Source organism: Azorhizobium oxalatiphilum, assembly GCF_014635325.1.
Classification (GTDB): domain Bacteria; phylum Pseudomonadota; class Alphaproteobacteria; order Rhizobiales; family Xanthobacteraceae; genus Azorhizobium; species Azorhizobium oxalatiphilum.
In genome coordinates, this window is sequence record NZ_BMCT01000012.1 from 91,568 (window position 1) to 117,985 (window position 26,418).

Here is a 26,418-nt window from a genome sequence, read left to right on the forward strand (position 1 = left end):
AGTCAGCCGGTAGACGTGACGCTGGCGAGCCCGGTCGGCCGAGGCCGCCGGCCGCGCAACACGAGAAGCGCTCCGAGACAGAGCGCGGCACCGCAGGTGGCGAGCGCCAGCAGCGTATCCGGTCCCGGTCCGAGCAGCAGCATCATGAACAGCGGCGGGGAGAGGCCACAGGCGATGTTCAATGGCAGCGCGATATTCGACAGCGCACGGGCATAGGCGGCCTGATCATAGAACACCATTGGAATGGTGTTGCGGGCGACCGTGAACGCGCCGCTGCCGAGGCCATAGACCACCACGAATAGACCGATGATTGGCAGGGAAGCGCCGCCCAGCATCACCACCAGCGGGGCGGCCGCGATGAAGGTGCCGCCCCACAGGCCGGTGGTGAGGCCGTCCCAGCGTCCACCGCCGAGAAAATCCACCACCCGCGCGCTCACCTGCAAAACGCCGAGCGCGGAACCTATCGCGACCGCAAGATCGATACGGACACCCTGCACCTTCAGCAGTTCGATGATGACCGCATTGAAGCCGAAGGTGACGAAGCCGTTGAGGGCGATGGCGGCCATCATCAGCAGGAAGGTGCTGCGAGTGGTCACGCTCGGCTTGGCCGGGCTCGCCGGGGATGCGTCCGGGAGCGGGGATGGTGCGAGGACCGGCTTCTGCGCGGGCAGGGCAAAGGCGAGCAGCGGCAGCAGCACGACCAGCGGCAAGGCGGCATAGATGGCGCAGGTGATCCGCCAGCCGAACAGGTCCGCCAGCACGGCGGTGGCCGGCCAGAACAGGCTGTTGGAGAGGCCGGTGGCCAGCAGCAGCGCGCCCATGGCCCGTTGCGCCTGCACGCCGGCCCGTTCATGGATCAGGATGGCGGCGGCGGTGGCCAACAAGGTGGCGCCGCTGGCTCCAATGAGCACCCAGGCTGCGAAGAAGCTGAACGGCCCTTGCGCGACGGCAAGCAGCAGATAGCCGGGCGCCGCCACCAGCGTGCCCACCATCATCACCCTTCGTGCGCCATGGCGAACGAAGGAGCGGCCGAGCAGGGGACTGCACAGGCCCATCATGCAGTAGAAGACCGTGTTGCCTGCGAACACGGTCGGCACGTCCATGCGCAGCTCTTCGGCGATGGTCACGCCGACGATGGCCAGAAGGCTCGACGTTCCCCAGCCGATGAGCTGGATTACGGCCGTAATGAACAGAACTCGGAAAAGGGCGGCGTCCATGGCGGGGGCGTTGGCGTCTTGATTCTATGGTTGGCCGATTATTGGCGAGCCATCTATTGCTCCTGTCCTGCGCCGCTGTCACGCCCCTTCGTAGATCCTCTGAGCCGCAAGCAGGGCGGCATCCAATGGGGTGCCTTCGGCATAGACCTTCAGTGGATCCGGAACCGGAATGCCGGCGGGTACGTGGGGACTGGTCTCCGTCGTGCCGATGACCGTGCGCACGGGGATGACACCGGCCCAGATGGGCAGGTTCAGGTCCTCCTCGTCATCGCCCACGCCCTTGGCGCGCACCTTGGCCGAGGCCTCGTCGATCTCCATGGCGATCACCGTGGTGGCCTTGATTTCCTGCGCGGTGGATGGGCGCAGCGTCGCGTCACGACCGGGGAAGAACCGGTCCACCAGTGCGGTGAGGGCGGCCGCTTTCTCGTCCGGATCTTCCACCAGACGCGCGATGCCGAAGCACATGGCAGAGCGATAGTTGGCGGAATGGTTGAAGCCGCAGCGCGCCAGCACCAGCCCATCCAGATGCGCGACCGTGAGACAGGCGGGCATGCCCGCCTTCAGATGTCGCAGCATGCGGCTGGCGGACGAGCCGTGCCAATAGAGCGTGTCGCCCTCGCGCCAGTGGATGGTGGGGGTGGCGAAGGGCTGGCCGTCGATCACATAGGAGACGTGGCACAGGAAGGCGGCATCGAGGATCGGATAGATCACCGCGCGGTCATAGGAGCCGCGCTCGTGCATCCGCTTCACCTTGTTGCGCGGGGTGACGGGGAACTGGGTCTCGGTGTCCGGCCGGGTGAGGGTGTCCTGTGTCATCTCGCCAAAAATCCCTGATCGGTGTGGCTTGCGTTCACGCGCTGGCTGCCTCACACCTACGGTTCCGATTGGCCCTCAGATAGGTCCAATATGAAGCCTTCTGATCGAACCAATTTATCTGATGCACCGGATTGGTCGGCCCTGATTCCGGTTCTGCCGCTGGCCGGTCCGCGCCCGGCGGCGCTCTACGGCGAACTGCGCCGGCTGATCGAAAGCGGAGTACCGCCCGGCACCAAGCTGCCACCGACGCGGGAACTGGCCACCCGGCTCGGTGTCTCGCGCGGAGCTGCGGTGGCGGCGTTCGAGATGCTGCTGGCGGAAGGTTTTGCGGAAGCCCGCGTGGGTGCGGGCACCTATGTGGCGCAGGCGGTGCCGCAGATGCTACCGATTCCGGCTGCTCCCACAGCCGACGTGGTGCTCGCCCCGGCACTGCCCGGCGGGCTTGGCATCGCGGCACCGGATACGCGCACATTCCAGCTCCTGCGCGGGCTGCTGGCCCGGCAACTGGCGGCACCGGCGCGGGCGCATTTCGCCTATGGCGATCCTCGTGGAAACCTCGCCTTGCGGCAGGAGGTGGCAGCTTATCTGCGGGCCGCGCGGGGCGTCCGCTGCCATGCGGAGCAGATCGTGCTCACCTCCGGTTCACAGCAGGCACTGGACCTTGTGATCCGTGCGGCGCTCAAGCCGGGCGATCCGGTGTGGATCGAGGACCCCTGCTATCCCATGGCGCGCGCAGCCTTTACCGGGGCGGGGATGCAACTGGTAGGGGTGCCGGTGGATGGCGAGGGGCTCGATCCCGCGGCAGGGGAGGAGCGGGCCTCCGAGGCGAAGGCGGTCTATGTCACCCCCTCGCACCAGTTTCCGCTTGGCGTGACGCTGACCATGGCCCGCCGCCTCGCGCTCATCGACTGGGCGCGACGGGCGGGGGCCTGGATCATCGAGGACGATTACGACAGCGAGTTCCGCTACGCGGGCCCGCCGCTCACCGCCATGCAGGGCATGGATCCGGCCGGGCGGGTGATCTACGTCGGCACCTTCTCCAAGGCGCTCTTTCCCGGCCTGCGCATGGGCTATGTGGTGGTGCCGGAGCCGCTGCTGGCGGCCGTGATCGACGTGCGCAACCGGGCCGATCGCTATCCGCCGACGCTCATGGAGCAGCCGCTGGCGGATTTTCTCCATGGCGGGCATTTCTCCGCCCATCTGCGTCGCGCCCGCCGGAGAGCGCGGGACGCGCGGGACGCGCTGCTGGCGACCTTGTCGGAGGCGGGCCTGCCGGTGCTCGCGCCCGACCAGGGCCTGCACCTGCTGCTGACCCGGCCGGACTGGGCGGACGACACCGTGCTCGTACGCCGCGCCCATGCGGTGGGGTTTGGCCCGCGCGCTTTGTCGGCGCTGCATGTGGATGCGCCCCGGCGTCAGGGGCTTGTCATCGGCTTCTCCGGCTTCCCGCCGGAAGAACTGGCAGCCGCCGCGCGCCGCTGGGCGGCCGCGCGCGAGGGGTAGGGGAGGTCAGTCCGCGCCGTCGAGACGGCGGGAGAAGACGGTGCGGGGCTCGTCCTGATAGCCGAGCGCATCATAGAAGCCGCGTACCTTCTCATTGTCCGGCCGCACCAGCAGCATCACCTTCGGCACGCCGCGCGCCCGCAGCCAGTCCTCGGCGGCGGCTACCAGAATGCGGCCGAGGCCCTTGCGCTGATGAGCGGGGGATACGGCGAGGTAATACATCCAGCCCCGGTGGCCGTCGTGGCCCACCATCACCGAGCCGGCCAGCGTCGCGCCGTCGCGGGCTACGAGGATGGTGGAGTGCGGCCCGCGCTTGGCGAGTGTGATGTCTGCATGGGGATCGTTCCACGGGCGCGTCAGCTCGCAGGCCTGCCACAGCGCGATGAGCGCCTCGGTTTCCTCGGGAGACACGTGGCCGATGGGAAAGGCGCTCGGGCTGGTCATGGTTCGATGTCCTTGGGGCGGGGCGCCGCGGCACGGCCGAGACGGTCGGCGATGGCTTCACCGAGGCCCTCGCGAGGAAGGGGGACGACGGCGATGCCGGCGGCGCTTTGGGCGTCCACGGTCCGGAGTGTGCCGTAGAGATTGGCTGCGGCCTCGGCGAGATCGCCGGTGGGCGAAAGATCGATCACCAGCGCGGCGCGCTCATGGCCGGGAGGCAGCACGCCGTCGAAGGTGATCAGCGCTTCGCCGGGGCGCACGTCGGCGGCCTCCAGCCGGACGGGCGCGTTCGGCGCGTAGTGCGAGGCCAGCCGTCCGGGCGCGGATGGCTTCGCCGCATCGCCATGGGCGGCGTCGGGCAGGGGACGGCCCAGCACCGCCTCGATGGCGGCGCGGGTGAGGCCGCCGGGCCGCAGCAGGCGGGGCTCGGGGCCGGAGCAATCGACGATTGTGGACTCGACGCCCACCGGGGTCGCGCCCGCATCCAGCACCGCGTCGATGCGGCCGCGCAGATCCGCCAGCACATGGGCGGCGGTGGTGGGCGAGACATGGCCGGAGCGGTTGGCGCTCGGCCCCACCACCGGACGGCCGGCCGCGGCGAGAAAGGCGAGGGCGGCTGGATGGTCCGGTACGCGCAGGGCCGTGGTCTCCAGCCCGGCGCGGGCGAGATCGCAGATGGCATCCGTGTCGCGGCAGGGCACGACCAGCGTGAGCGGACCGGGCCAGAAGGCGGCGGCGAGCTTCTGCGCATCCGCGTTGAGATCGCCCAGCCGGGCGGCGGCGGCGACATCCGGCACGTGGGAGATGAGCGGGTTGAAAGCTGGGCGGCCCTTGGCGGCGTAGACGCCGGCCACCGCGCGCGGATTGCCTGCGTCCGCCCCCAGTCCGTACACCGTCTCGGTAGGGAAGGCGACCAGCCCGCCCTCCGCGATCACGCGTGCGGCCGTCACGCCGGCGAACTTCGCCCGGGCGGGCGTGGCGGCGGGCAGCAGCTGGGTGTCGCGGTCGGCAGGGGGCAGGTGAGGGGTCATGGGAATCGGGCGCCACGGAAGGCTGTCTGGGCCGCACGCCGGATCGGACGATGGGCCGGCGCATGCGGGGCATAAAGGCCGTCCCGTGCGCCGGGTCAAGGCGTCATGGCGGGGTCCCGTTGCGTAGGCCCGTGGCGCCGGCCGGGTTCAGCGGCCCGGCAGTACCATGATGGTCGGCTTGCGCGGCAGGGTCTCGCGGGAAAGCACCACGCTTGGGCTCTCCGCCCGTGTCACCTCATAATTCTTGCCCAGATGGGACAGGAAGCGGTCCAGCCCCCAGGTGGAGAAATAGTGCATGGGTATGACGAGGGGGGCGTTGATGCCCTTCAGCGTCTCCAGCATGCCCTCGATGTCCAGCGTGTAGGAGCCGTCCACTGGCGCCAGCACCACGTCGATGCGGCCAAGCGCTTCCAGATGGTCCTGCGTCAACACGTGATGCAGGTGGCCGAGGTGGGCGATGCACAGGCCGGCCACCTCGAACACGAAGATGGAATTGCCGTCATAGCGGGTGGCGGCGCCTTGCCGGATGTTGGTGGGGACATTGTGGATCCACACGTCGTCCACGGTCAGGTCGTAATGGACCGGGCTGCCGTCCTCGCTCCAGCCGCGCAGAATGTGCTCGATGCCGGCGGGTGGATTGTTGGTGTAGTGGGTATCGTGCGCCCGGTTCATGGTGACGATCTGCGGCAGGATGTCCGGGCGGACATAATCATTATAGTCGGTGGCGATGGTGACGCCGCGCGGGCTCTCCATCAGAAAAGTGGCGTGCCCCACGAAGGTCAGGCGCACCTGCCGGTCGGTTTCGCCGGCGGCCAGCCGGAAGGCGGCAGGGATGATGCGGGACGGCCGCTCGGCCACCATGCGGGGGCATTTTTCAGGCTCTGCCCGCGCCGGCGCGGCGGCCAGGAGCATGCTGCATAGCGAGAGCAAGGCGAACAGGGCCTGCCCCGGCGGCATTCGGACCGGCAGGAGGCTCCGGAAACTCACCGGTGAGTTTTTTTGAGGTGCCGCATAATCCGCCGAAGCCATAGCCGCCTCCCGCTGGATGACATCCGCAGCCTGATGTGCGGACCCTTTGAAATCACCGCATACCTGCTGCTGTGCAGCAATCGTGGTTGATCCTCTCGGGGATCACAGCGGCGTGAACTTCCGGTGGCATTGGCGGCCGGAGGTGGCTAGAAGGGCGGAACCAGAGACGCCCTTTCCCTCTTTCTAGCGTGAGCGCAGCCGCTGCGAGCCTGATAGGAGAGCCGCGAAATGACCTTCGACCTCGTGATGATCCAGCCGATCGTGGCTCTCGTGGCGGGAATCCTGATCCTGCTCGTTCCCCGTCTTCTGAATATCCTGGTGGCGATCTACCTCATCGTGGTCGGTATCATCGGCCTCGTGCCGCACTGAAAGTTGCGAATTCCCGTCGGCCGCCCTCAGGGTGGCCGCTCCGTGCAGTTGAAGCTTGTCGTTTCGCAAGCTAAAGCAACCGCGCCGTCAGCCACGACGGGCGCGCTACCCTAAGGGGATCTCCGAGATGACGAAATGGGTCTACTCCTTCGGCGACGGCAAGGCCGAGGGTAAATCCGAGATGCGGAATCTGCTCGGCGGCAAGGGTGCGAACCTTGCCGAGATGGCCAACCTTGGCCTGCCCGTTCCTCCCGGCTTCACGCTCCCCACGGAAGTCTGCACCTATTACTACGCCCACGGCGAGACCTATCCGGCCGAGCTGAAGGGCGATGTGGAGGCCGCGCTGGCCAAGGTCGGCGCGCTGACCGGCAAGACTTTCGGCGACCCCGCCAACCCGCTGCTCGTTTCCGTGCGCTCCGGCGCCCGCGCCTCCATGCCCGGCATGATGGACACGGTGCTGAACCTCGGCCTGAACGACGAGACCGTCGAGGCCGTGGCCAAGCTCGCCAATGACCGGCGCTTCGCCTTCGACAGCTACCGCCGTTTCATCACCATGTATTCCGACGTGGTGCTCGGCGTGGACCACCACCATTTCGAGGAGATCCTCGAGCACTACAAGTCCCAGCACGGCCACACGCTGGACACCGACCTTTCGGCGGACGACTGGGCGAAGCTCGTCGTCGAGTACAAGGCCAAGGTGCAGCAGGAGCTGGGCAAGCCCTTCCCGCAGGATCCGCAGGATCAGCTCTGGGGCGCCATCGGTGCCGTGTTCGGCTCCTGGATGAACCAGCGCGCCATCACCTACCGTCGCCTGCATTCCATTCCGGAGAGCTGGGGCACGGCGGTGAACGTGCAGGCCATGGTGTTCGGCAACATGGGCGAAACCTCCGCCACCGGCGTTGCCTTCACCCGCAACCCCTCCACCGGCGAGAAGGCGCTCTATGGCGAGTTCCTGGTGAACGCGCAGGGCGAGGACGTGGTGGCGGGCATCCGCACCCCGCAGGATCTGACCGAGCGCGCCCGCAAGGCCGCTGGCTCCGACAAGCCCTCCATGGAGAGCGCCCTGCCGGAGGCCTTCAAGGAGTTCGAGCGCATCTCGAACGCCCTTGAGACCCACTATCGCGACATGCAGGACCTCGAGTTCACGGTCGAGAAGGGCAAGCTCTGGATGCTCCAGACCCGTTCCGGCAAGCGCACCGCCAAGGCGTCGCTGCGGATCGCGGTCGAGCTCGCCAACGAGGGCCTGATCTCGCAGGAAGAGGCGGTCGGTCGCGTCGATCCCGCCTCCCTCGACCAGCTCCTGCACCCGGCCATCGACCCGAAGGCCGAGCGCAAGGTGGTGGCCACCGGCCTGCCGGCTTCGCCCGGCGCGGCTGCCGGCTCCATCGTGTTCTCGGCGGACGAGGCCGAGACCCTGAAGGCGCAGGGCACCAAGGTGATCCTGGTGCGCGTGGAAACCTCGCCTGAGGACATCCACGGCATGCATGCGGCCGAGGGCATCCTGACCTCGCGCGGTGGCATGACTTCGCACGCCGCCGTGGTGGCGCGCGGCATGGGCAAGCCCTGCGTGTCCGGCGCCGGCGCGCTGCGCATCGACTACAATGCGCAGACGCTGACCGTAAATGGCCAGACCTTCAAGAAGGGCGACATTCTCACCATCGACGGCTCCACCGGTCAGGTGCTCGCCGGCCTTGTGCCGATGCAGCAGCCGGAGCTGTCCGGCGAGTTCGCCACCCTGATGGGCTGGGCGGACAAGGTGCGCCGTCTGAAGATCCGCGCCAATGCGGAGACCCCGGCGGACGCCCGCATGGCTCGCTCGTTCGGCGCCGAAGGCATCGGCCTGTCGCGCACGGAGCACATGTTCTTCGACGCGGGCCGCATCCTCGCGGTGCGCGAGATGATCCTGTCCGACGACGAGGCCGGCCGTCGCGCCGCGCTCGCCAAGCTGCTGCCCATGCAGCGGGACGATTTCGTCGAGCTGTTCGAGATCATGAAGGGCCTGCCCGTCACGATCCGTCTGCTGGATCCGCCACTGCACGAGTTCCTGCCGCACACGGACGCCGAAGTGGCTGATGTGGCCAAGAGCCTCGGCGTTGACGTGGAGCGCATCGAGCGCCGCCAGAAGGAACTGCATGAGGTCAACCCCATGCTCGGCTTCCGTGGCTGCCGCATCGCCATCGCCTTCCCGGAGATCGCCGAGATGCAGGCCCGCGCCATCTTCGAGGCGGCGGTCATTGCCGCCAAGAAGACCGGCGAGGCCGTGGTGCCGGAAGTGATGGTGCCGCTCATCGCCACCAAGGCGGAGTTCGACATCGTCAACGCCGTCATCCAGAAGGCGGCCAAGGCGGTGGAAGAAGAGACCGGCGCCAAGCTCACCTTCCAGGTGGGCACCATGATCGAGCTGCCGCGCGCTGCCCTGCGCGCCAAGGAGATCGCGGAGACGGCGGAGTTCTTCTCCTTCGGCACCAACGACCTCACCCAGACCTGCTACGGCGTCTCGCGCGACGACGCGGGCACCTTCCTCGGTCCCTATGTGCAGAAGGGCATCATCGAGGTGGACCCGTTCGTCTCCATCGACGTGGACGGCGTGGGCGAGCTGGTGAAGATCGGTGTGGAGCGTGGCCGCCAGTCGCGCCCGAACATCAAGCTCGGCATCTGCGGCGAGCATGGTGGTGATCCGGCTTCGGTGGCCTTCTGCGATCAGGTCGGTCTCGACTACGTGTCGTGCTCGCCGTTCCGCGTGCCGATCGCCCGCCTTGCCGCCGCGCAGGCCGCGCTGGGCCGTAAGGCCGCCAGCCAGGCGTGAGCCTTCGCCGGTTCTGAAACGAGACGGGCGCCCCAAGAGATGGTTCTTGGGGCGCCCGTTTTCATTTGGGCCTACTCAGGCCAGCATGTCCCGCACCATGGGGATGACCTTGGTGCCGTAGAGCTCGATGCAACGCATCTGCCTGGCGTGGGGGATGGGGCCGCCGGAATATTTGAGGTCGAAGCGGTCGATGCCGATGGCTTTGACGGTGGCGGCGATCTTCGTGGCGACCGTTTCGGGCGAGCCCACATAAAGCGAGCCGTGGGTGATCTCGCGCTCGAACTCGGCCCGCTCCATGGGCGGCCAGCCGCGCTCACGGCCGATGCAGTCGCGCATGGTCTTGTAGGGGCCGAACAGCTCCTCGCGTGCGGCCTCGTCCGTATCCGCCACATAGCCCGGCGAGTGCACGCCGATGGGCTGCGGCGCCTTGCCGAATTCGTTCAGCGCCCGGCGATAGAGTTCGGCGAAGGGGCGGAAGCGGGAGGGCTGGCCGCCGATGATGGCAAGGATCATGGGCAGGCCGTAGCGGGCCGCGCGTACCACCGATTCTGGCGTGCCGCCGACGCCGATCCAGGTCTTCAGCCGTCCGGTCTCGATGGGCGGAAAGACGCGCTGATCCTTGAGGGGCGGGCGATAGGCGCCCTGCCATGTGACCGGCTCATTGGTAAGAAGGGCGGCGAACAGGTCCAGCTTCTCGCTGAACAGCGTATCGTAATCCTGCAGGTCGAAGCCGAACAGCGGGAAGCTCTCGGTAAAGGAACCGCGCCCGAGGATCACCTCGGCCCGGCCGTTGGAGAGGGCGTCCGCGGTGGAGAAGCGCTGGTAGACGCGGATCGGATCGTCCGAGGACAGAACCGTGACCGCCGATCCCATGCGGATGCGTCGGGTGCGCGCGGCGATGGCGGCCATCACCACGTCGGGCGCGGAGACAGCGAAATCGGAGCGGTGATGTTCGCCGATGCCGATGAAATCGACCCCCACCTCATCCGCCAGCACGGCCTCGTCCACGAGGTCGCGGATGACCTGCGCATGGGGCAGGAGCGTTCCATCCGGCGCTGCGGTCACGTCGCCGAACGTATCGAGCCCGAGTTCGAGAATGGCCAAGGCAGGTTCCTTCCTGTGATGCCGGGGCAACCAGCAGCCTGATAAAGGAGAGCCCGCCTTCTGTCCTTCCCAGTCGCGTTAGCGCGCGTGAAATGATGCGTTCCGAGAAGGGCTCCAAACATCTCTGGTGCAAAGGCTGGGCTCTGGCATAAGGTATGTCAGCGAGGAAACGCCGAAGAAAAGGGCCAAAGGCCATGTCCACCCTGCTCATCACCCATCCTGCGGGGCTTGCCCACGCAACGCCGACCGGCCATCCGGAACGGGCGGACCGGCTGCGGGCGCTCGATCGCATTTTTGAGCAGGAGCGCTTCTCCACCCTGCTACGTGATCAGGCGCCCATGGGAGAGCGGGAGGACGTGATCCGCGTCCATCCGGGCGACTTCGTGGATGGACTTGAGGCCGCCACCCCGGACGAGGGCGTGGTGCGCATTGATTCCGACACCATCCTGTCGCCCGGCTCATGGGAGGCGGTAATGCGCGCGGTGGGCGGGGCCTGCTTCGCGGTGGACGAGGTGATGGAAAAGCGCGTCGCCAACGCCTTCGTCGCCATGCGCCCGCCGGGCCATCATTGCGAGACACGCCGCCCCATGGGCTTCTGCCTGCTCAATCAGGCCGCCATTGCCGCCCGCCATGCGCAGGCGAAATACGGCATCGCCCGCGTGGCCATAGTCGATTTCGACGTGCATCACGGCAATGGCACGCAGGAGATCTTCTGGGCCGACGACAGCGTGCTCTATGCCTCCACCCACGAGATGCCGCTCTATCCCGGCACCGGCGCGGTGACTGAGACGGGCGCGGTGGGCACCATCGTGAATGCGCCCTTGCGCTCGGGGGATGCGGGCGACAAGTTTCAGGACGCATTCGAGAACCGCATCCTGCCGCGCCTGCAGAATTTCCAGCCTGAGCTGCTGATCATTTCCGCTGGCTTCGACGCCCACAAGAATGATCCGCTGGCCTCACTGCGGCTGGTGGATACGGACTTCGGCTGGGTGACGAAGCGCCTCATGGACGTAGCGGACAAGCATGCGGAAGGCCGCGTGGTCTCCATCCTCGAGGGGGGCTACGACCTTGAGGGCCTTGCCACCTCGGCCGCTGCGCATGTCACCGCGCTGATGCACGGCTGACGTTTCCGCCAGCCGTGCTCCCGCTCAGCCCTTCTGCTGCGGCAGATAGGGTTCGATGGCGTGGGCGAGTTTGGAGGGAGTGAGCGTCTGCAGCCACACCTTGCCCGGCCCGGTGAGTTGGGCGAGGAACAGGCCGTCGCCACCGAACATGATGTTGCGCACGCCGCGCATCATGGTGATGTCGAAGCCGACACTCTCCTCGAACATGCCCACGTGGCCGGGATGCACCAGCAACTGCTGGCCGGGCGCGAGATCATAGCTGATGATCTCGCCGCCCAGTTCGATGAAGGCGGTGCCATTGCCGGCGATGCGCTGGAGCACGAAGCCGTTGCCGCCGAACACGCCGGCCCCGAGGCTCTGCTGGAAGCCCACCGAAATCTCGATGCCCTGCGCGCCGGCAAGGAAACCGTGGCGATGGGCCATGTAGCCCCGCCCCGGAGACACCTCGATCTGCGTGATGTGCCCCGGCACGGTGGCGGCGAACGCCACCAGTCCTTCGCCGCCCTGCGCGGTGAACTCGGTCATGAACAGGCCGCCGCCTGAGATGGCGCGGCCGATGGCGCCGAAGAAGCCGCCTCCGCCGCCGGCTCCCGTGGTGGTGTGCAGGGCGATGTTGTTGGTCATCCACGACATGCGGTCGGTTTCCGCCAGCATCGTTTCGCCGGCCTCCAGCGTGACCTGGAGCACGGGAAGAGTGGTGCCGGAGATCTGGTGGCGCATGGCGGGTGTCTCCTTGTGGGATGGGAGCCGCAGAGTGCGGACAAGAGAAGGGTGACTGCAAGTGGCGTTACATGCGCGAGCATCAAGCTGCCCGCTGTGTCCCATGTGCATAGGCTATGAGGCTTATGGCAGGCTGTGCGGATCCGGCTCATAGTCTACGCAAGGCGCCCGATATCGGCGACCTGCCAAGGGGCGTGTGAGCGTGGAAAGTAAGAGCATGGAGCCATCAAAGCCTATGTCCCAGTCACCGCGCCTTGCCACGCCGGAGGATCGTCCTGTCGTGGAAGCGCTGGTGCATGCGGCCTACGCGCCCTACGTGCTCCGCAATGGCCTCATTCCCGGGCCGATGCGGGATGATTATGGCGCGCTGATCGACGACGGACGCGTGCATGTGGTGGAGCGGGACGGGAAGATCGGCGGCCTGATCGTGCTGCTGCCGCAGGCTGGCATCATGCTGCTGGACAATGTGGCGGTGGACCCGGCGCTGCACGGAACGGGGCTTGGCCGCCAGCTTCTGATCTTCGCGGAAGAGGCTGCGCGCGCCAGCGGTTATGGAGCCATCCGGCTTTATACGCAGGAGATCATGATCGAGAACATCGCCCTCTACATACGCATCGGCTATCGCGAGACGCACCGGGTCGAGGAGAAGGGCCTGAAGCGCATCTACATGCTCAAGGTGCTCTGAGCCCGAGCAGAGCGAGAACGGAGGACGAGATGACGCCAGCCCGGAACCGCGCGCTAAGGGCCCTGTCCGGCCTTTCTGGCCTCCTTCTTGCGGCGGGTGCCGCGCAGGGGCAGACCGCTGCGCCGGATTATGCCGCCGCTGGTGGCACGGTGGTGCTGCCCTTCCTCAATGCGCCGCTGGCGGGCCAGGCGACCACCCGTCCGCCCAGTCTCTCCGTCCGCTTTCCCGGCGGACGGGAGTATCGGGCCACTCTGGACACCGGCTCCACCGGTGTGGTGGTCTCGGCCACCTCCATTCCCGATTTCGCTCAGCTGCCGCAGATCGGGCCGGGCACCCTCACCTATTCCAGCTCGGGACGCATCGAGAAGGGCGTGTGGGTGGTGACACCGCTCACCATCTCTGGCACCGGCGGCGCCCGCGTGACCACCCGTCCCATGCCGGTGCTGGCCGTGACCGAGATCGCCTGCCTGCGGACGGCGCGCAACTGCCAACCCCGGCTCAATCCCAAGGGCATCGGCATGATCGGCATCGGCTTCGCCCGTCAGCAGGATGCGCAGTCGCAGGGCACGCCGGATCATAATCCCCTGCTCAATGTGCAGGGCATGGGCACGGCAGAGCAGCCGGGCAGCATGCGGCGCGGCTACGTGCTCTCCCGGACAAGCGTGCAGGTGGGATTGGATGCGGCGGGGACGAAGGGCTTCAGTTATGTGAAGCTGGAGAAAAGCCCGACCTATCCGGACTGGGCGGCGGCGCCAGTGTGCATTTCGGTGGCAGGGAAAACGCCCCCCGCCTGCGGCACCATGCTGATGGATACGGGCGTGACCACCATGTTCCTGCGCATGCCACCGGAGCAGCTGGAGGGCCAGACAACCCCCAATGAGCGTGGCGCGCCGGTGCTCAACACGGGAACCGGCATCGCGCTGGAGATGCCCGGCGCGGCGGGCGTCGGTTACAGCTTCAATGTGGGCGATACGGCCAATCCGGTGGCGCCGCTCTCCGTGATCCTGGTGCGCGCCGATAGAAATCCCGGTGCGTTCGTGAACACGTCTGTCCGCTTCCTGAACCGCTTCGATTATCTCTATGACGCGGATGGCGGCTATGTCGCTTTCCGCCCGCGTCCGGAATGACAGGCGGGGGCGAGCCCCCCGCCTTAGAGCATGTTCGGCTTTGATTGCTTCGCAATCCAAGCGACAAGACATTCTCTATCAATGAGTTGGAGCGTTTCCGTGTTTCCATGAAACACGGAAACGCTCCAGGCGGATCACGAGCCGATGGTCTGCCGGTTGAAGGGCAGATTGAGCATCGGCTTGCCGGTGGCGGCGAACAGGGCGTTCGCTACCGCAGGCGCGATGGGCGGCACGCCGGGCTCGCCGATACCCGTGGGGGCTTCTGTCGATGGGACGATGTGCACCTCCACGTTCGGCATCTGCGACATGCGCAGCGGTTCGAACGTGTCGAAGTTCGCCTGATCAACAGCGCCGTCGGTGAGGGTTATGGCCGCCTGCATGGCGTGGCCGAGGCCGAAGCCGACGCCGCCTTCCACCTGTGCCCGCACCACGTCGGGATTGACCACCACGCCGCAGTCCACCGCCGCCACCACGCGATCCACCTTGTAGCCCTTATCGAGCATGGTGATTTCCGCGATCTCGGCCACGTAAGTGTTGAAGCTCTTGTGGGCAGCGACGCCACGGAAGCGTCCCTTCTCCAGCGGCTTGCCCCAGTCCGCCTTTTCGGCGGCAAGGGCCAGCACAGCCTTCAGGCGGGGATCCTTGATCAGCTCCATGCGGAAGGCGACCGGATCCCTGCCGGCGGCCTTGGCCAGCTGGTCGATCATGGTCTCCACCGCATAGGCGGTGTGGGTGTGGCCCACGGAGCGCCACCAGAGCACGGGCACGCCCACCTTGGTGCTGGTCAGCTCCACCAGCCGGTTGGGAATGGCGTAGCCCATCTCGGCGGCGCCCTCGACGGAGGTGGCGTCCACGCCATCCTTCACCATGGCGCCTTCGAAGGCTGTGCCGGTGATCAGCGACTGACCGACCACATGGTGTTTCCACGCCACCGGCTTGCCCGAGGCGTCCACTGCTGCCTTCACCCGGTGCATGTACATGGGGCGGTAGGAGCCCGCCTTCATGTCGTCTTCGCGGGTCCACACCAGCTTCACCGGCACGCCCTTGCCATGCGCCTTGGCGATGGCCACCGCTTCGGCCACGTAATCGGCGGTGGAGGACGCACGGCGACCGAAGCTGCCGCCTGCCCACAGGCCGTTGATCTTCACCTTGTCGGGGGTCGTGCCCGCCACCGCGGCGGCCGTGGGGGTGTCGATGGCCGGGAACTGGGAGGCATTCCAGATCTCGACCTTATCGCCGGTGATCTGCACCACGCAGTTCATGGGCTCCATGGGGGCGTGGGCGAGGAAGGGGAACTCGAAATCCGCTTCCACGATCTTCACGCCCTGCTGGGCGAAGGCGGCCTCCACCTGGCCTTCGGTCTCGGCGGTGGTCCCCTTCTTACCGAGAGCAGCCTTGTATTCCGCGCGAAGCGCATCGGTGCCGCGCTTCTCGGCGGCCGCCTCATCCCACTCCACGTTCAGCGCATCGCGCCCCTTCATGGCGGCATAGGTGCTGCGGGCGAGGACCGCCACACCCTGCGGCACGGTGACGACGCCCTCGACACCCTTCACAGCCTTGGCTGCGGCATCGTCCACCTTGGCCACCCTGGCGCCGAAGCGCGGCGGATGGGCCACCACGGCCACCAGCATGCCGGGCAGCTTAATGTCCTGCGTATAGATGGCCTTGCCGGTGGTCTTCAGCACATTGTCGGTGCGCGGCAGCTTGTCCTTGCCCACCAGCGCGAAGTCCCGGCTTGCCTTCAGGGGCGGATCCTGCGGCATGGGCTCCTTCGCCGCCGCTTCGGCCACTTCGCCGAAGGTCAGCGTTTTTGAGCCGGAGGTCAGTTTTCCGCCAGCGACGGTGATCGTGCGCGCCGGCACGTTCATCGCCTTGGCGGCTGCGGCCACCAGCATGGCGCGTGCCGAGGCGCCGGCCTTGCGATAGACGTCGAAGCTCGCCGCGATGGCGGTGGAGCCGCCGGTGCCCTGCGCGCCGCCGAAGATCTTGTTGCCATAGCGCGAGGCGTCGTTGGGCGCGAAATCGGTGCGCATCTGCGCCCAGTCGGCATCCATCTCTTCCGCCACCAGCGTGGTGAGGCCGGTGGTCGTGCCCTGGCCGAGGTCCAGATGCTTGATGATGACCGTGACCGTTCCATCCGGCGCGATGCGCACGAACGGGTTGATGTCGGCAGTGGCGGTCTCGGCCGCCTGCGCGGCGCCCCCGGACAGGCTGAGGTCAGCGCCGATGACGAGGCCGATGCCGACGCCACCCATGGCGCGCAGGATGGTGCGGCGGGACACGCCGGCGGGGGGAGAGGCGAGGCCGGGGGCCTTGAAGAAGACGTTCATGGCTCAGGCCTCCAGCCGGCGGGCCGCATCATGGATGGCGGCGCGGATGCGGTGATAGGTGGCACATCGACAGACGTTGCCATCCATGGCGGAGTCGATGTCGGAATCCGTGGGTTTCTTGTTGTCGGTGAGCAGGGCGACCGCCGACATGATCTGGCCGGACTGACAGTAGCCGCACTGCACGACGTTCAGGTCTTGCCAGGCGGCCTGCACAGCCTTCGCCTCGCGACTGCCGATGCCTTCAATGGTGACGACCTTGCTCTCGCCGATGTCACCCACGGCGGTCTGGCAGGAGCGCACGGCCATGCCGTCCACATGGACCGTGCAGGCGCCACAGAGCGCCTGGCCGCAGCCGAACTTGGTGCCGACGAGATCGAGTTCGTCACGCAGCACCCACAGCAGCGGGGTGTCGGGTTCGGCCTCGACCGTGCGGGCCTGGCCGTTGATGGAAAGGGTGATGGGCATAAACGGGCTCCATATCCCGCCGGGGCGCGGCGAGCTGAAAAACCCAGTTCAGCTAATCATTGATTTGAATGGTTCCAGTGTGGATTCAGAAAAGCTGCATTCACACATTCTGCCCAAGGCTCGGCTCAGACCAGCGCGCGGGCGCCGCCGGAGGGCATGCCCGTCAGGGGCGTAGCTGCCCCGACAACGGAGCCGCTTCGGACGTCGAAGGCAGCGCGGGCACTTTCCACCGCCTGCATGTGTGCCTCGGCCCAGCGCGACAGCGGGCTGAGGGTAATGGCCAACGAGCGGCCCAGCGGCGTGAGGGCGTACTCCACCGTCACCGGCACGGTCGGAAAGGCGGTGCGGGTGACGAAGCCATCCCGCTCCAGCGTTTTCAGCGTCTGCGACAGCACCTTCTGGGACAGGCCCTGGATCTCTCGCCGCAAGGCGTTGAAGCGGCGAGGCTCCCTCTCCAGCAACTGAAGGATCAGCACCGTCCACTTGTCCGCGATCCGATCGAGAATCTGGCGGGTTGGGCAGTCGGCCGCATAGGTGTTGGGCGTCAGGTCCATGGCAGTTCCTCGGGCAGTCCCGCTTTCGGCCCCCAGTTTCCCACCGGTGACCTGATGACTTCAAGGTGCGTTCTTTACAGCAGGTAACAAAAATAGCATCTGGTTTCTATCAGAAACCGACAGGGCTTCCCATCATGAAGATCGCAGTTGTCGGCGCCTCCGGAAACGCTGGTGCCTCCATCACCGCCGAACTCTCCCGCCGGGGCCACCAGGTCACGGCCATTGCCCGCAATCCCGAAAAGATCGCCCAGTTGCCCGGCGTCACGCCGGTGAAGGGCGATGCGGGCGACAAGGCCGCTTTGGCCGCGCTCATTGCTGGCCACGATGCGGTGGTCAGCTCCATCCATTTCATGCAGAGCGATGCCGACGTACTGATCGGCGCCGTCAAGCAGGCGGGCGTGCCGCGCTATCTGGTGGTGGGCGGTGCCGGCAGCCTCGAAGTGGCACCGGGCGTGAAGCTGTTCGACGTGCCGGACTTCCCGGCCATCTATCTGGACGAGGCCAAGGCCGGCGGCGTGTTCCTGGACAGGCTCAAGGCCGAGCCGCAGCTCGACTGGACCTTCCTCTCGCCGTCCGCCTTGTTCTTCCATGGGCCGCGCACCGGCACCTTCCGCCTTGGCGGCAATGCGCTGCTGACGGCGGCGGACGGCAACAGCTCGATCTCGTTCGAGGATTATGCCATCGCTCTTGCCAACGAGATCGAGACGCCGCGTCACGCCCGCGCGCGCTTCACGGTCGGCTACTGAAGCAGGATCACGCCCATGACCATCCGCCTGCACTATGTTCATGACCCGCTGTGCGGATGGTGCTACGCGGCGGCCCCGCTGGTGGCCGCCGCCATGGCGCAGCCCGATGTGGAACTGGTGCTGCACGGTGGGGGCCTGTTCCCCCAGCCGATGCAGCTTCCCGCCGCCAAGCGCGCGTACATTCGCGAAGCGGATGCGCGCATCGCGCAGATGACCGGACAGGTGTTCGGCCCTGCCTATCTGGACGGCCTTCTGCCTGATCCGGCCTTCACCCTCTATTCCCTGCCGCCCATCGCCGCCATTCTCGCGGCGGAGGAACTGCGCGCAGGGGCGGGGCCGGAGATGCTGAAGGCCATCCAGAGTGCGCATTATGTGGAGGGGCGGCGGGTGATCGAGGCGGAGGTTCTCGTCGCGATCGCGTCGGGCCTCGGCCTTGATGGCGGGGCGTTCGCCAGCGCTCTGCCCCGCCAGCCGGTGGAGGCGCATCTTGTCGATACGCGGCAACTCATGACGCGTTTCGGCCTCGGCGGCTTTCCCGGCTTCGTGCGCGAGCGCGCGGGGGAGTGGCGGGTGGTGCCGCACGGCGTTTTCTATGGGCAGCCGGCGGCGTTCGTCGAAAGCCTGCGCGCCGGTTGAGCCGACAGTCACCTTGTAACCTCCATCTGTCGCGCCACGAGACAACCGATGTGCTCATGAGCGCAGAGTGGCGCAATGCCGCGCGGCGCAAAGGCATGTCGGAGGGGGAAACTTGCATTGCTGACTGTTTATTCGCCGCGTCGTCAGGTGGGCGCGGCGAATTTCCCGTTATGCCTCCGGCACTCAGCGCTAGTGAGATGCAGGAGCGGGAGTGGGGCAGGCGAAAAGCCTTACGCCACAACGCGCATTTCATTTTTATAGTCGTTCCAAAGTGATTGATCCACGTCAAGGAGGCCCGCCTCCCGCTGCGTGAGCGTGACGTCCACTCCGCTGCTTTCAAGGAGAACGTCATGAAGTCGATCGTGGCTGGAATTGCGATACTTCTGTCGGTGCAGGCCGTCTCGGCCGCGGATCTGCGCACCGATGCCCTCACCCAGTTCAAGCCCATTCCCGCAGAGGCCCCGGACGTGAAGGGCAATCCCTTCACACCGGCCAAGGTGGATCTCGGGCGTAAGCTGTTCTTCGATCCCCGCCTGTCTGCTAGTCAGGCGCTCAGCTGTAATTCATGCCATAATCTCGGTACGGGTGGCGTGGATGCCGGCCCCACCTCCGTGGGTCACGGCTGGCAGCGTGGACCGCGGCGGGCCCCGACTGTACTCAACGCGGTGTTCAACACCTCCCAGTTCTGGGATGGGCGCGCGGAGGATCTGAAGGCGCAGGCCAAGGGGCCCATGCAGAACCCCATCGAGATGAACGCCACACCTGAGCTTGTGCTGAAGACGCTGAAGTCCATGCCTGCCTATGTGGACGCGTTCAAGCAGGCCTTCCCCGGCGAAAGCGAGCCGCTGTCCTTCGACAATGTCGCCAAGGCGATTGAGGTGTTCGAGGTCACGCTGATCACGCCGCGCTCGCGCTTCGATCAGTTCCTCAACGGTGATGACAAGGCGCTCAGCACCACCGAGAAGGCGGGCCTGAGGGCCTTCATGGACAAGGGCTGCTCGGCTTGCCACAACGGCATCAATCTGGGCGGGGACAGCTATCAGCCGTTCGGCGTGGTGGAGAAGCCCGGGGCGGACATCCTGCCTCCGGATGACCATGGCCGCTTCGCTGTGACCAAGACCGCGAGTGATCAGTATGTGTTCCGCGTGGCGCCGCTGCGCAACGTGGCGCTGCGCGCGCCCTATTTCCATTCCGGGCAGGTCTGGGGGCTGGAACAGGCGGTGGCGGTGATGGCGACCGCTCAGCTGGGCAGCGAACTGACACCGCAGGAGATCAAGGAAGTCACGGCTTTCCTCGGCACGCTGTCAGGCGAGCAGCCGAAGATCGAGTATCCCATCCTGCCGCCGCGCACGGAGGCGACCCCGAAGGCGCAGTGAGCAGGGGATCATCCTGGGCGTGAGAAGGCGCGGCATTGGCCGCGTCTTTTCTGTTGTGCAAACAAAAAAGGGAGCCGGCGAACCGGCTCCCTCGTACTCTGGGCTTGAGAGGCTGGACTCAGAAGTCCATGCCACCCATGCCACCCATGCCGCCGCCCGGCATCGCAGGCATGCCGGCGTCCTTCTTCGGCAGCTCGGCGACCAGCGCCTCGGTCGTCACCAGCAGCGAGGACACGGATGCCGCGTCCTGCAGGGCGGTGCGCACCACCTTGGCCGGATCCACGACGCCTTCGGCGACGAGGTCCACATACTGCTCGGTCTGGGCGTTGAAGCCGAAGTTGCCTTCGCCTTCGAGCACCTTGCCGACCACGATGGAGCCTTCCACGCCGGAGTTCTCGGCGATCTGGCGGATCGGGGCCTCAAGGGCGCGCAGCACGATCTTGATGCCGGCGGCGATGTCGGCATTGTCGGAGGAGAGGGCCTCGACGGCCTTCTTGGCGCGCAGCAGGGCCACGCCGCCGCCGGGGACGATGCCTTCTTCCACCGCAGCGCGGGTGGCGTTGAGCGCGTCGTCAACGCGGTCCTTCTTCTCCTTGACTTCCACTTCCGTGGAGCCACCGACGCGGATCACGGCGACGCCGCCCGCGAGCTTGGCCAGACGCTCCTGGAGCTTCTCGCGGTCGTAGTCCGAGGAGGTCTCCTCGATCTGCGCCTTGATCTGCGCCACGCGGGCCTCGATCTCGGCCTTCTCGCCGACGCCGTCAACGATGGTGGTCTTTTCCTTCTCGAGGATGACCTTCTTGGCGCGGCCGAGCTGGGCCAGCGTCACGTTCTCGAGCTTGATGCCGAGGTCTTCCGAGATCACCTGGCCGCCGGTGAGGATGGCGATATCCTCGAGCATGGCCTTGCGACGATCACCGAAGCCCGGAGCCTTCACGGCCGCGACCTTCAGGCCGCCGCGCAGCTTGTTGACCACGAGGGTGGCCAGAGCCTCGCCCTCGACGTCCTCGGCCACGATCACGAGCGGCTTGCCGGACTGCACCACGGCCTCGAGGACCGGCAGGATCGGCTGGAGGCCGGAGAGCTTCTTCTCGAAGATCAGCAGGAAGGGATCTTCCAGATCGGCAATCATCTTTTCCGCATTCGTGATGAAGTACGGGGAGAGATAGCCGCGGTCGAACTGCATGCCTTCGACCACTTCGAGCTCGGTCTCGGCGGTCTTGGCTTCCTCGACGGTGATGACACCCTCGTTGCCCACGCGCTGCATGGCGCCGGCGATCATCTGGCCGATGGAGGCATCGCCGTTGGCGGAGATGGTGCCGACCTGCGCGACTTCAGCCGAGGAGGAGACCTTCTTGGCGCGGGCCTGGATGTCCTTCACCGCAGCGGCGGTAGCGAGGTCGATGCCGCGCTTCAGGTCCATCGGGTTCATGCCGGCGGCAACCGCCTTGGCGCCTTCCTTGACGATCGCCTGGGCGAGCACGGTGGCGGTGGTGGTGCCGTCGCCGGCCAGGTCGTTGGTCTTGGAGGCGACCTCACGCACGAGCTGCGCGCCGAGGTTCTCGAACTTGTCCTCAAGCTCGATCTCCTTGGCGACGGAGACGCCGTCCTTGGTGATGCGCGGGGCGCCGAAGGACTTCTCGATGACGACGTTGCGGCCCTTGGGGCCGAGCGTGACCTTCACCGCGTTGGCGAGGATGTCCACGCCGCGCAGCATCTTCTCGCGGGCTTCGCCGGCGAACTTTACCTCTTTGGCAGCCATGTGAGGCTCTCCTGAATAAGGGGGAATCTAGCGGACGAAAGACGGGATCAGCCGATCACGCCCAGAATGTCGCTCTCCTTCATGATGAGGAGATCCTGGCCGTCGATCTTCACTTCCGTGCCGGACCACTTGCCGAACAGCACGCGATCGCCGGCCTTCACGTCGAGGGCCACGACCTTGCCGCTTTCGTCGCGGGCGCCGGGGCCGACCGAGACCACCTCGCCCTCCTGGGGCTTTTCCTTGGCGGTGTCGGGGATGATGATGCCGCCGGCAGTCTTCTGCTCGGCTTCGATGCGCTTCACGACCACGCGGTCATGCAGGGGACGGAAGGACATGGGACCTGTTCCTCTCGGGCATTGGGAGCGAGGCTGGCTCGCAGGCGCTGGCACTCCCTTAAGGCGAGTGCCAAACTCGCGCCGGGAGATAAGATCGGGGCATCCCGGCGTCAAGGTATTGACGGCGGTTTGTCTCAGGAGGCAGGAACCAAGTGGTAACTAGGACGGTATAGGGTAGATCCTGAAACCGCGGTGGGCGCGGTGGCAGAACCATTACCTTCCATCGCCTTATGCCGGGATCGACGCCGCAGCTTCATCGCACTATGGTCCTCGGGCCTCAGCTCGAACTGAGCCAGTGCGTTTCCCCTGCGGCACTGTCAGGCCAATTCGCCTCGGAGTTAAGTGAATGCCTCAGTCTTTCGTCCGTCCGGCTTCTGCGGGCACCCGCCAGACGCGCGTGCGCGGAACCGCAAGTGCCATCGGCATCACCAGCCTCGCCGCCCTGATGCTCGCGGCCTGCACGACGACTCCTGAGCCGAGCGTGCCCCAGCCCCCGCCGCCGCCGCAATATACGAGCCCGATCCCGGGCGCCTCGCTGGTGGGCCGCTATGGCCTTGCCGCCTATCACCGCCCCGAGGATGCCGGCCGCACCGAGGCCCAGGCGCGGGCGCAGTGCAGCAACCCCTACATCATCACGGCTGGCGCCAATAACGGCGTGCAGATGTATCTGGCCGACGATAACAAGCTGAGCGACCTGGTTTCCAAGGCAGCCGGCGGCCCCACCTACATCGGCCCGCCCGAAGATCCGGCCGGCGGCCCGCGCGACCGTCAGGTCCTGCGCTGGGACGGCAAGGTGCTGGTCCTGAAGTGGGTGGATACGGAAATCAATGGCCGCTACGGCACCATGGTGTACGTGCGCTGCAGCTGATCCGGGATCGGAGCTTTCCTTTTGTATTGAGTGAGGGTCGGAAGCCATGCTTCCGGCCCTTTTTCGTTTGGCGGCCGTCTTTCCGGCAGGAGGGCGGCAGGCTGGAATCGGTAAAACCGTCATACGGAATACGAAAACCATTTCACCTCCCCGGGTTTTGTCTCTAGAGGCAGCGCTCATCGCAATTGCTGCCCCGCCCGGTGGATCTCGACATGAGCGCGCCAGAAACAAGTTACGACCCGCTGATCCCTGTTCCGGCGGGCCAGCGGGTATTTACCCAGCGTGATGCGTTCGCCTTGTGGTTCAGCCTCGGTATCGGGCTTCTCGTTCTGCAGGCCGGCGCCTTCCTTGTTCCGGCGCTGAGCCTGGGAATGGCGTTCGGCGCCATCCTCGTCGGCTCGTTGCTGGGCGTGCTGCTGCTGGCCTGTGTCGGCGTGATCGGTGCCGACACAGGTCTTGCCTCCATGGCCATGCTGCGTCCGAGCCTCGGCCTGCGCGGCGCGGCCCTGCCGACGCTCCTCAACATTGTGCAACTCGTCGGCTGGGGCTCTTTCGAGATCATCGTCATGGGCGAGGCCGCCGATGCGCTGGCGAAGAGCGCCTTCGGCATCACCCTGCCTTATGTCTGGACGGTGCTGTTCGGTGCACTGGCGACCGGCATCGCCTTTGCCGGGCCGGTGTCCTTCGTGCGGCGTTTCCTGCGCGCGTGGGGGCTTTATCTCCTGCTCGCCGCGGCCCTCTGGCTGACCTGGCGGCTGCTGGCGAACCACAATCTCAGGGAGCTATTCTCCCGTGAGGGTACGGGCGGCATGAGTTTCGGCGGCGCGGTGGATCTGGTGGCGGCCATGCCGCTCTCCTGGCTGCCGCTGATCTGTGACTACAGCCGCTTCGGCCGTTCGGCCGGCGGCGTGTTCCGGGGCACCGTGCTCGGCTTCCTGGTGGCGAACATCTGGTTCTATGGCCTTGGTGCGGCCTATGCGCTGGCCTCCAATGGCGAGGGCACGCTTATTGTGGCGCTGGCCACCGCCGGGGGCGGACTGGCGCTGCTGCTGATCCTGCTGGACGAAACCGACAATGCGTTCGCCGACATCCACTCGGCCGCAGTGTCAAGCGGCACGCTGGCGCGGGTATCGGTGCGGGGGCTGTCGCTGGGTTTCGGCGCGCTGTGCACGCTGGTCGCGCTGCTGGTGCCCATGGCGCAGTATGAAGGCTTTCTGCTGATCATCGGCTCGGTGTTCGCGCCGTTGTTCGGCGTGGTGCTGGCAGACCATTTCATCGTCCGCCGCCGTACCGTGCAGCATGCGGAGATCGACCGCATGGGCGGCGCCTACTGGTTCGCAGGGGGCTGGCGGGTGGCGGGGCTGGTGGCCTGGGCAGTGGGTATCGCCACCTTCCAGCTGGTCGCAGCCTATCTGCCGGGCCTCGGCTCGACCCTGCCGTCGCTGATCGTGGCCGGCGCACTCTTTGCCCTGCTGGCGCGTCTGGAGGCGGGCCGCGTGGCCTGAGACCGACGCCGCGGCCCGCTACGCGCGGGATCAGTCCGGCAGCACCGGGCGGCCGCGATCATCCAGCGGCCAGAAGGGATTGTGGGCCACTTCCCAGATATGGCCGTCGAGATCGGCGAAATAGCCGGTGTAGCCGCCCCAGAAGGCCCGTTCCGGCGTCTTCAGGAGCGGTGCGCCGAGGCTTTGGGCGAGCGTGATCACCTCCTCCACCGCGGCCTCCGTCCCGACATTGAAGGCGAGGGACAGGCCGCACACCTCTGGTGCGCCGTACGGTGGCAGGGCAGCTTCGGCCGGAAGACCGGCATCTGCGGTTAGCGCGGAACGGGGAAACAGCGCGAGCGCCATGCCGCCCGCATCGAAGAAGGACACGCCCTCCGACCCCCGATCGCGGCGAGACAGGCCCATGGCTTCGTAGAAGGTGGTGGCGCGGGGGAGGTCGGCCACGCCCAGCGTCACGAGGTGCAGGCCGAAGGCGGGCGGCGTATGGACGGTCATGGCGTTTCCTCTCGGTCGGATGCGTCTCGGTCGGAAACGCTCGAAGCGTGTGTCTCGTCGCAGGACTGGAAGCAGGCGCGCGTCGGGCCTCTGCGGAAGCGGCTCAATCGAACAGGTCGAGCTGCTTGCCCGGCTGGGTGGGACGGCGGAAATGGGCGGTGGTGAGCTTCACGCTGCGGCCCGTCAGCCCAAGGCGCCGCGCCGCGATCTCGAACCGGCGACCGATAGTCCAGGCATAGGGGCCATCGCCCTTGCCGCGCTTGCCGAAGGTCGAGTCGTAATCCTTGCCGCCGTGCATCTGGCGCACCAGCGCCATGACATGGCGGGCCTTGTCCGGGAAATGGGCCACCAGCCATTCCTTGAACAGGTCGGCGATCTCCAGCGGGAGGCGTAGCGTGACGTAGCCGGCTTCCGTCGCGCCCATATGGCTGGCGGAATCAAGGATGCGCTCGATCTCATTGTCATTGAGCGCGGGGATCAGCGGGGCGGTGAGGACGGCGGTGGGGATGCCGGCGTCCACAAGGGCCCGAATGGTCGCGAGCCGCCGATGCGGCGCAGCGGCTCGCGGCTCCATCACCCGCGCGAGTTGCGGATCGAGCGTGGTGATGGAGATGGCAACCTTGGCCAGCCCGCGCTCGGCCATGGGGCCGAGGATGTCGATGTCGCGGGCCACAAGGGCGGATTTGGTGACGATGCCCACCGGATGGCCGAAGTCGGAGAGCACCTGCAGGATGCGGCGGGTGACTTCGTAACGGCGCTCAATGGGCTGGTAGGGATCGGTGTTGGTGCCGAGCGCGATGGTGCGGGGCTGATATCGCGGTTGCGATAGCTCACGGGCCAGCAACTCCGGTGCATCCGGCTTCACGAACAGGCGCGTCTCGAAATCCAGACCGGCCGAGAGGCCCTGATAGGCGTGGGTCGGGCGGGCGAAACAATAGATGCAGCCGTGCTCGCAGCCGCGATAAGGGTTGATCGAACGATCAAAGCCGATGTCGGGGGACTGGTTGCGGGTTATGACCGTGCGCGCGTGTTCTTCCGTGACCTCGGTGCGGAAGGGCGGCAAATCGTCCAGATTCTGCCAGCCGTCGTCGAAGAGAATGCGGGCGGCGGGTTCGAAGCGACCGGCCGCGTTCGAGGTTGCACCGCGGCCGCGACGGGCCTCGGCGTCCACCTGGGTACCGGCCTCGCCGGCCAGCCTGTCCTGTTCGGCGACGCGGGGGGAAACCGGCGGCCGCTCGGCCTCCGCCTTGCGTCGTCCGAGGATCCGTTCGGATTTGGTTTTCTGCACGGTTTCAACTGCTTGAGCACCACGGAGGCGGATTGCCTCCAGGCGCGCATGCGCGTCGGCCCACCGATCTTCGGATAGGTCCGCAA

At 66.7% G+C, this 26,418-nt stretch carries 25 protein-coding genes; 11 read left to right on the forward strand and 14 right to left on the reverse strand.

Features of this window, described 5'->3' with window-relative positions:
- Positions 1 to 2: 2 nt before the first annotated feature.
- Complete coding sequence (locus tag IEW24_RS27025) at positions 3 to 1,217, reverse strand: MFS transporter (protein ID WP_188584029.1); 1,215 nt, start codon at positions 1,215 to 1,217, stop codon at positions 3 to 5.
- 78 nt (positions 1,218 to 1,295) lie between these two features.
- A complete protein-coding gene (locus IEW24_RS27030) occupies positions 1,296 to 2,033 on the reverse strand; it encodes a pyridoxamine 5'-phosphate oxidase family protein (protein ID WP_188584030.1) in 738 nt (245 codons plus the stop codon).
- A 90-nt stretch (positions 2,034 to 2,123) separates the two neighbouring features.
- On the opposite strand from IEW24_RS27030, the gene pdxR reads away from it, so the two are divergent.
- On the forward strand, positions 2,124 to 3,536 hold the full coding sequence (gene pdxR, locus IEW24_RS27035; protein ID WP_188584031.1) for a MocR-like pyridoxine biosynthesis transcription factor PdxR: 1,413 nt from the start codon (positions 2,124 to 2,126) through the stop codon (positions 3,534 to 3,536).
- A 6-nt stretch (positions 3,537 to 3,542) separates the two neighbouring features.
- On the opposite strand, the gene IEW24_RS27040 is transcribed toward pdxR, so the two are convergent.
- The 3 genes from IEW24_RS27040 to IEW24_RS27050 form a co-directional block, all read right to left on the reverse strand.
- A complete protein-coding gene (locus IEW24_RS27040; protein WP_188584032.1) occupies positions 3,543 to 3,980 on the reverse strand; it encodes a GNAT family acetyltransferase in 438 nt (145 codons plus the stop codon).
- Complete coding sequence (locus tag IEW24_RS27045) at positions 3,977 to 5,008, reverse strand: L-threonylcarbamoyladenylate synthase (protein ID WP_188584033.1); 1,032 nt, start codon at positions 5,006 to 5,008, stop codon at positions 3,977 to 3,979. The genes IEW24_RS27040 and IEW24_RS27045 overlap by 4 nt, the downstream gene beginning before the upstream one ends.
- Before the next feature lie 147 nt (positions 5,009 to 5,155).
- Entirely contained in the window at positions 5,156 to 5,995 is an 840-nt protein-coding gene (locus IEW24_RS27050; protein WP_244644700.1) for an MBL fold metallo-hydrolase, read from the reverse strand.
- A 270-nt stretch (positions 5,996 to 6,265) separates the two neighbouring features.
- Here IEW24_RS27050 and IEW24_RS27055 point away from each other — a divergent pair, with 270 nt between their 5' ends.
- Together IEW24_RS27055 and ppdK are read left to right on the forward strand one after the other, a co-directional pair.
- A complete protein-coding gene (locus IEW24_RS27055; RefSeq protein ID WP_188584034.1) occupies positions 6,266 to 6,406 on the forward strand; it encodes a DUF3096 domain-containing protein in 141 nt (46 codons plus the stop codon).
- 127 nt (positions 6,407 to 6,533) lie between these two features.
- Positions 6,534 to 9,212 (forward strand): pyruvate, phosphate dikinase, encoded by a 2,679-nt coding sequence (gene ppdK / locus IEW24_RS27060; RefSeq protein WP_188584035.1) that lies wholly within the window; start codon positions 6,534 to 6,536, stop codon positions 9,210 to 9,212.
- A 75-nt stretch (positions 9,213 to 9,287) separates the two neighbouring features.
- Here the strand turns inward: ppdK and IEW24_RS27065 are convergent, their stop codons facing one another.
- The gene (locus tag IEW24_RS27065) at positions 9,288 to 10,316 is read right to left on the reverse strand and encodes an LLM class flavin-dependent oxidoreductase (RefSeq protein ID WP_188584036.1); all 1,029 of its coding nucleotides are present in this window, start codon (positions 10,314 to 10,316) and stop codon (positions 9,288 to 9,290) included.
- Positions 10,317 to 10,510: 194 nt separating this feature from the next.
- On the opposite strand from IEW24_RS27065, the gene IEW24_RS27070 reads away from it, so the two are divergent.
- Positions 10,511 to 11,440 carry a histone deacetylase family protein gene (locus tag IEW24_RS27070; RefSeq protein ID WP_188584037.1) on the forward strand — a complete coding sequence of 310 codons (930 nt, stop codon included), beginning with the start codon at positions 10,511 to 10,513 and terminating at the stop codon, positions 11,438 to 11,440.
- A gap of 24 nt (positions 11,441 to 11,464) precedes the next feature.
- On the opposite strand, the gene IEW24_RS27075 is transcribed toward IEW24_RS27070, so the two are convergent.
- Positions 11,465 to 12,160, reverse strand: coding sequence for a TIGR00266 family protein (locus IEW24_RS27075; RefSeq protein WP_188584038.1), 696 nt, complete (start codon positions 12,158 to 12,160; stop codon positions 11,465 to 11,467).
- Positions 12,161 to 12,395: 235 nt separating this feature from the next.
- Here IEW24_RS27075 and IEW24_RS27080 point away from each other — a divergent pair, with 235 nt between their 5' ends.
- Positions 12,396 to 12,845 carry a GNAT family N-acetyltransferase gene (locus tag IEW24_RS27080; RefSeq protein WP_188584039.1) on the forward strand — a complete coding sequence of 150 codons (450 nt, stop codon included), beginning with the start codon at positions 12,396 to 12,398 and terminating at the stop codon, positions 12,843 to 12,845.
- Positions 12,846 to 12,874: 29 nt separating this feature from the next.
- Positions 12,875 to 13,972: a hypothetical protein gene (locus IEW24_RS27085; protein WP_188584040.1), complete on the forward strand. Its 1,098-nt coding sequence runs from the start codon at positions 12,875 to 12,877 to the stop codon at positions 13,970 to 13,972.
- A gap of 134 nt (positions 13,973 to 14,106) precedes the next feature.
- On the opposite strand, the gene IEW24_RS27090 is transcribed toward IEW24_RS27085, so the two are convergent.
- The 3 genes from IEW24_RS27090 to IEW24_RS27100 all read right to left on the reverse strand — a co-directional run bounded on the left by IEW24_RS27090 (position 14,107) and on the right by IEW24_RS27100 (position 17,321).
- Positions 14,107 to 16,302 carry a xanthine dehydrogenase family protein molybdopterin-binding subunit gene (locus IEW24_RS27090; protein ID WP_188584041.1) on the reverse strand — a complete coding sequence of 732 codons (2,196 nt, stop codon included), beginning with the start codon at positions 16,300 to 16,302 and terminating at the stop codon, positions 14,107 to 14,109.
- Positions 16,303 to 16,305: 3 nt separating this feature from the next.
- A complete protein-coding gene (locus tag IEW24_RS27095) occupies positions 16,306 to 16,767 on the reverse strand; it encodes a (2Fe-2S)-binding protein (protein ID WP_188584042.1) in 462 nt (153 codons plus the stop codon).
- Positions 16,768 to 16,892: 125 nt separating this feature from the next.
- Positions 16,893 to 17,321: a winged helix-turn-helix transcriptional regulator gene (locus IEW24_RS27100; RefSeq protein ID WP_188584043.1), complete on the reverse strand. Its 429-nt coding sequence runs from the start codon at positions 17,319 to 17,321 to the stop codon at positions 16,893 to 16,895.
- 134 nt (positions 17,322 to 17,455) lie between these two features.
- Between IEW24_RS27100 and IEW24_RS27105 the strand changes: the two genes are divergently transcribed.
- The 3 genes from IEW24_RS27105 to IEW24_RS27115 all read left to right on the forward strand — a co-directional run bounded on the left by IEW24_RS27105 (position 17,456) and on the right by IEW24_RS27115 (position 20,079).
- On the forward strand, positions 17,456 to 18,067 hold the full coding sequence (locus tag IEW24_RS27105; protein ID WP_188584044.1) for an NAD(P)-dependent oxidoreductase: 612 nt from the start codon (positions 17,456 to 17,458) through the stop codon (positions 18,065 to 18,067).
- Positions 18,068 to 18,082: 15 nt separating this feature from the next.
- The gene (locus tag IEW24_RS27110) at positions 18,083 to 18,703 is read left to right on the forward strand and encodes a DsbA family protein (RefSeq protein WP_188584045.1); all 621 of its coding nucleotides are present in this window, start codon (positions 18,083 to 18,085) and stop codon (positions 18,701 to 18,703) included.
- 350 nt (positions 18,704 to 19,053) lie between these two features.
- Positions 19,054 to 20,079 carry a cytochrome-c peroxidase gene (locus IEW24_RS27115; protein WP_188584046.1) on the forward strand — a complete coding sequence of 342 codons (1,026 nt, stop codon included), beginning with the start codon at positions 19,054 to 19,056 and terminating at the stop codon, positions 20,077 to 20,079.
- Between the two features lie 118 nt (positions 20,080 to 20,197).
- On the opposite strand, the gene groL is transcribed toward IEW24_RS27115, so the two are convergent.
- Positions 20,198 to 21,841 (reverse strand): chaperonin GroEL, encoded by a 1,644-nt coding sequence (gene groL / locus IEW24_RS27120; protein WP_188584047.1) that lies wholly within the window; start codon positions 21,839 to 21,841, stop codon positions 20,198 to 20,200.
- A gap of 47 nt (positions 21,842 to 21,888) precedes the next feature.
- A complete protein-coding gene (gene groES / locus IEW24_RS27125) occupies positions 21,889 to 22,176 on the reverse strand; it encodes a co-chaperone GroES (RefSeq protein WP_188584048.1) in 288 nt (95 codons plus the stop codon).
- Between the two features lie 346 nt (positions 22,177 to 22,522).
- Here groES and IEW24_RS27130 point away from each other — a divergent pair, with 346 nt between their 5' ends.
- Together IEW24_RS27130 and cytX are read left to right on the forward strand one after the other, a co-directional pair.
- Positions 22,523 to 23,044, forward strand: coding sequence for a hypothetical protein (locus IEW24_RS27130; protein ID WP_244644701.1), 522 nt, complete (start codon positions 22,523 to 22,525; stop codon positions 23,042 to 23,044).
- A 212-nt stretch (positions 23,045 to 23,256) separates the two neighbouring features.
- Positions 23,257 to 24,549 (forward strand): putative hydroxymethylpyrimidine transporter CytX, encoded by a 1,293-nt coding sequence (cytX, locus tag IEW24_RS27135; RefSeq protein ID WP_188584049.1) that lies wholly within the window; start codon positions 23,257 to 23,259, stop codon positions 24,547 to 24,549.
- A gap of 30 nt (positions 24,550 to 24,579) precedes the next feature.
- On the opposite strand, the gene IEW24_RS27140 is transcribed toward cytX, so the two are convergent.
- Entirely contained in the window at positions 24,580 to 25,044 is a 465-nt protein-coding gene (locus IEW24_RS27140) for a VOC family protein (RefSeq protein ID WP_188584050.1), read from the reverse strand.
- A 103-nt stretch (positions 25,045 to 25,147) separates the two neighbouring features.
- Positions 25,148 to 26,332: a PA0069 family radical SAM protein gene (locus IEW24_RS27145; RefSeq protein ID WP_373870149.1), complete on the reverse strand. Its 1,185-nt coding sequence runs from the start codon at positions 26,330 to 26,332 to the stop codon at positions 25,148 to 25,150.
- Positions 26,333 to 26,418: the final 86 nt, after the last annotated feature.

What these genes read in the sequence shown, in the direction of transcription:
- ppdK (WP_188584035.1), top strand. Translation starts at nt 6,534, where the DNA reads ATGACGAAATGGGTCTACTCCTTCGGCGACGGCAAGGCCGAGGGTAAA.
- groES (WP_188584048.1), bottom strand. Translation starts at nt 22,176, where the DNA reads ATGTCCTTCCGTCCCCTGCATGACCGCGTGGTCGTGAAGCGCATCGAA.
- cytX (WP_188584049.1), top strand. Translation starts at nt 23,257, where the DNA reads ATGAGCGCGCCAGAAACAAGTTACGACCCGCTGATCCCTGTTCCGGCG.
- IEW24_RS27025 (WP_188584029.1), bottom strand. Translation starts at nt 1,217, where the DNA reads ATGGACGCCGCCCTTTTCCGAGTTCTGTTCATTACGGCCGTAATCCAG.
- IEW24_RS27085 (WP_188584040.1), top strand. Translation starts at nt 12,875, where the DNA reads ATGACGCCAGCCCGGAACCGCGCGCTAAGGGCCCTGTCCGGCCTTTCT.
- IEW24_RS27130 (WP_244644701.1), top strand. Translation starts at nt 22,523, where the DNA reads ATGCCTCAGTCTTTCGTCCGTCCGGCTTCTGCGGGCACCCGCCAGACG.
- IEW24_RS27080 (WP_188584039.1), top strand. Translation starts at nt 12,396, where the DNA reads ATGTCCCAGTCACCGCGCCTTGCCACGCCGGAGGATCGTCCTGTCGTG.
- groL (WP_188584047.1), bottom strand. Translation starts at nt 21,841, where the DNA reads ATGGCTGCCAAAGAGGTAAAGTTCGCCGGCGAAGCCCGCGAGAAGATG.
- IEW24_RS27090 (WP_188584041.1), bottom strand. Translation starts at nt 16,302, where the DNA reads ATGAACGTCTTCTTCAAGGCCCCCGGCCTCGCCTCTCCCCCCGCCGGC.
- IEW24_RS27030 (WP_188584030.1), bottom strand. Translation starts at nt 2,033, where the DNA reads ATGACACAGGACACCCTCACCCGGCCGGACACCGAGACCCAGTTCCCC.
- IEW24_RS27105 (WP_188584044.1), top strand. Translation starts at nt 17,456, where the DNA reads ATGAAGATCGCAGTTGTCGGCGCCTCCGGAAACGCTGGTGCCTCCATC.
- IEW24_RS27040 (WP_188584032.1), bottom strand. Translation starts at nt 3,980, where the DNA reads ATGACCAGCCCGAGCGCCTTTCCCATCGGCCACGTGTCTCCCGAGGAA.
- IEW24_RS27110 (WP_188584045.1), top strand. Translation starts at nt 18,083, where the DNA reads ATGACCATCCGCCTGCACTATGTTCATGACCCGCTGTGCGGATGGTGC.
- IEW24_RS27070 (WP_188584037.1), top strand. Translation starts at nt 10,511, where the DNA reads ATGTCCACCCTGCTCATCACCCATCCTGCGGGGCTTGCCCACGCAACG.
- IEW24_RS27045 (WP_188584033.1), bottom strand. Translation starts at nt 5,008, where the DNA reads ATGACCCCTCACCTGCCCCCTGCCGACCGCGACACCCAGCTGCTGCCC.
- IEW24_RS27095 (WP_188584042.1), bottom strand. Translation starts at nt 16,767, where the DNA reads ATGCCCATCACCCTTTCCATCAACGGCCAGGCCCGCACGGTCGAGGCC.
- pdxR (WP_188584031.1), top strand. Translation starts at nt 2,124, where the DNA reads ATGAAGCCTTCTGATCGAACCAATTTATCTGATGCACCGGATTGGTCG.
- IEW24_RS27115 (WP_188584046.1), top strand. Translation starts at nt 19,054, where the DNA reads ATGAAGTCGATCGTGGCTGGAATTGCGATACTTCTGTCGGTGCAGGCC.
- IEW24_RS27100 (WP_188584043.1), bottom strand. Translation starts at nt 17,321, where the DNA reads ATGGACCTGACGCCCAACACCTATGCGGCCGACTGCCCAACCCGCCAG.
- IEW24_RS27075 (WP_188584038.1), bottom strand. Translation starts at nt 12,160, where the DNA reads ATGCGCCACCAGATCTCCGGCACCACTCTTCCCGTGCTCCAGGTCACG.
- IEW24_RS27055 (WP_188584034.1), top strand. Translation starts at nt 6,266, where the DNA reads ATGACCTTCGACCTCGTGATGATCCAGCCGATCGTGGCTCTCGTGGCG.
- IEW24_RS27140 (WP_188584050.1), bottom strand. Translation starts at nt 25,044, where the DNA reads ATGACCGTCCATACGCCGCCCGCCTTCGGCCTGCACCTCGTGACGCTG.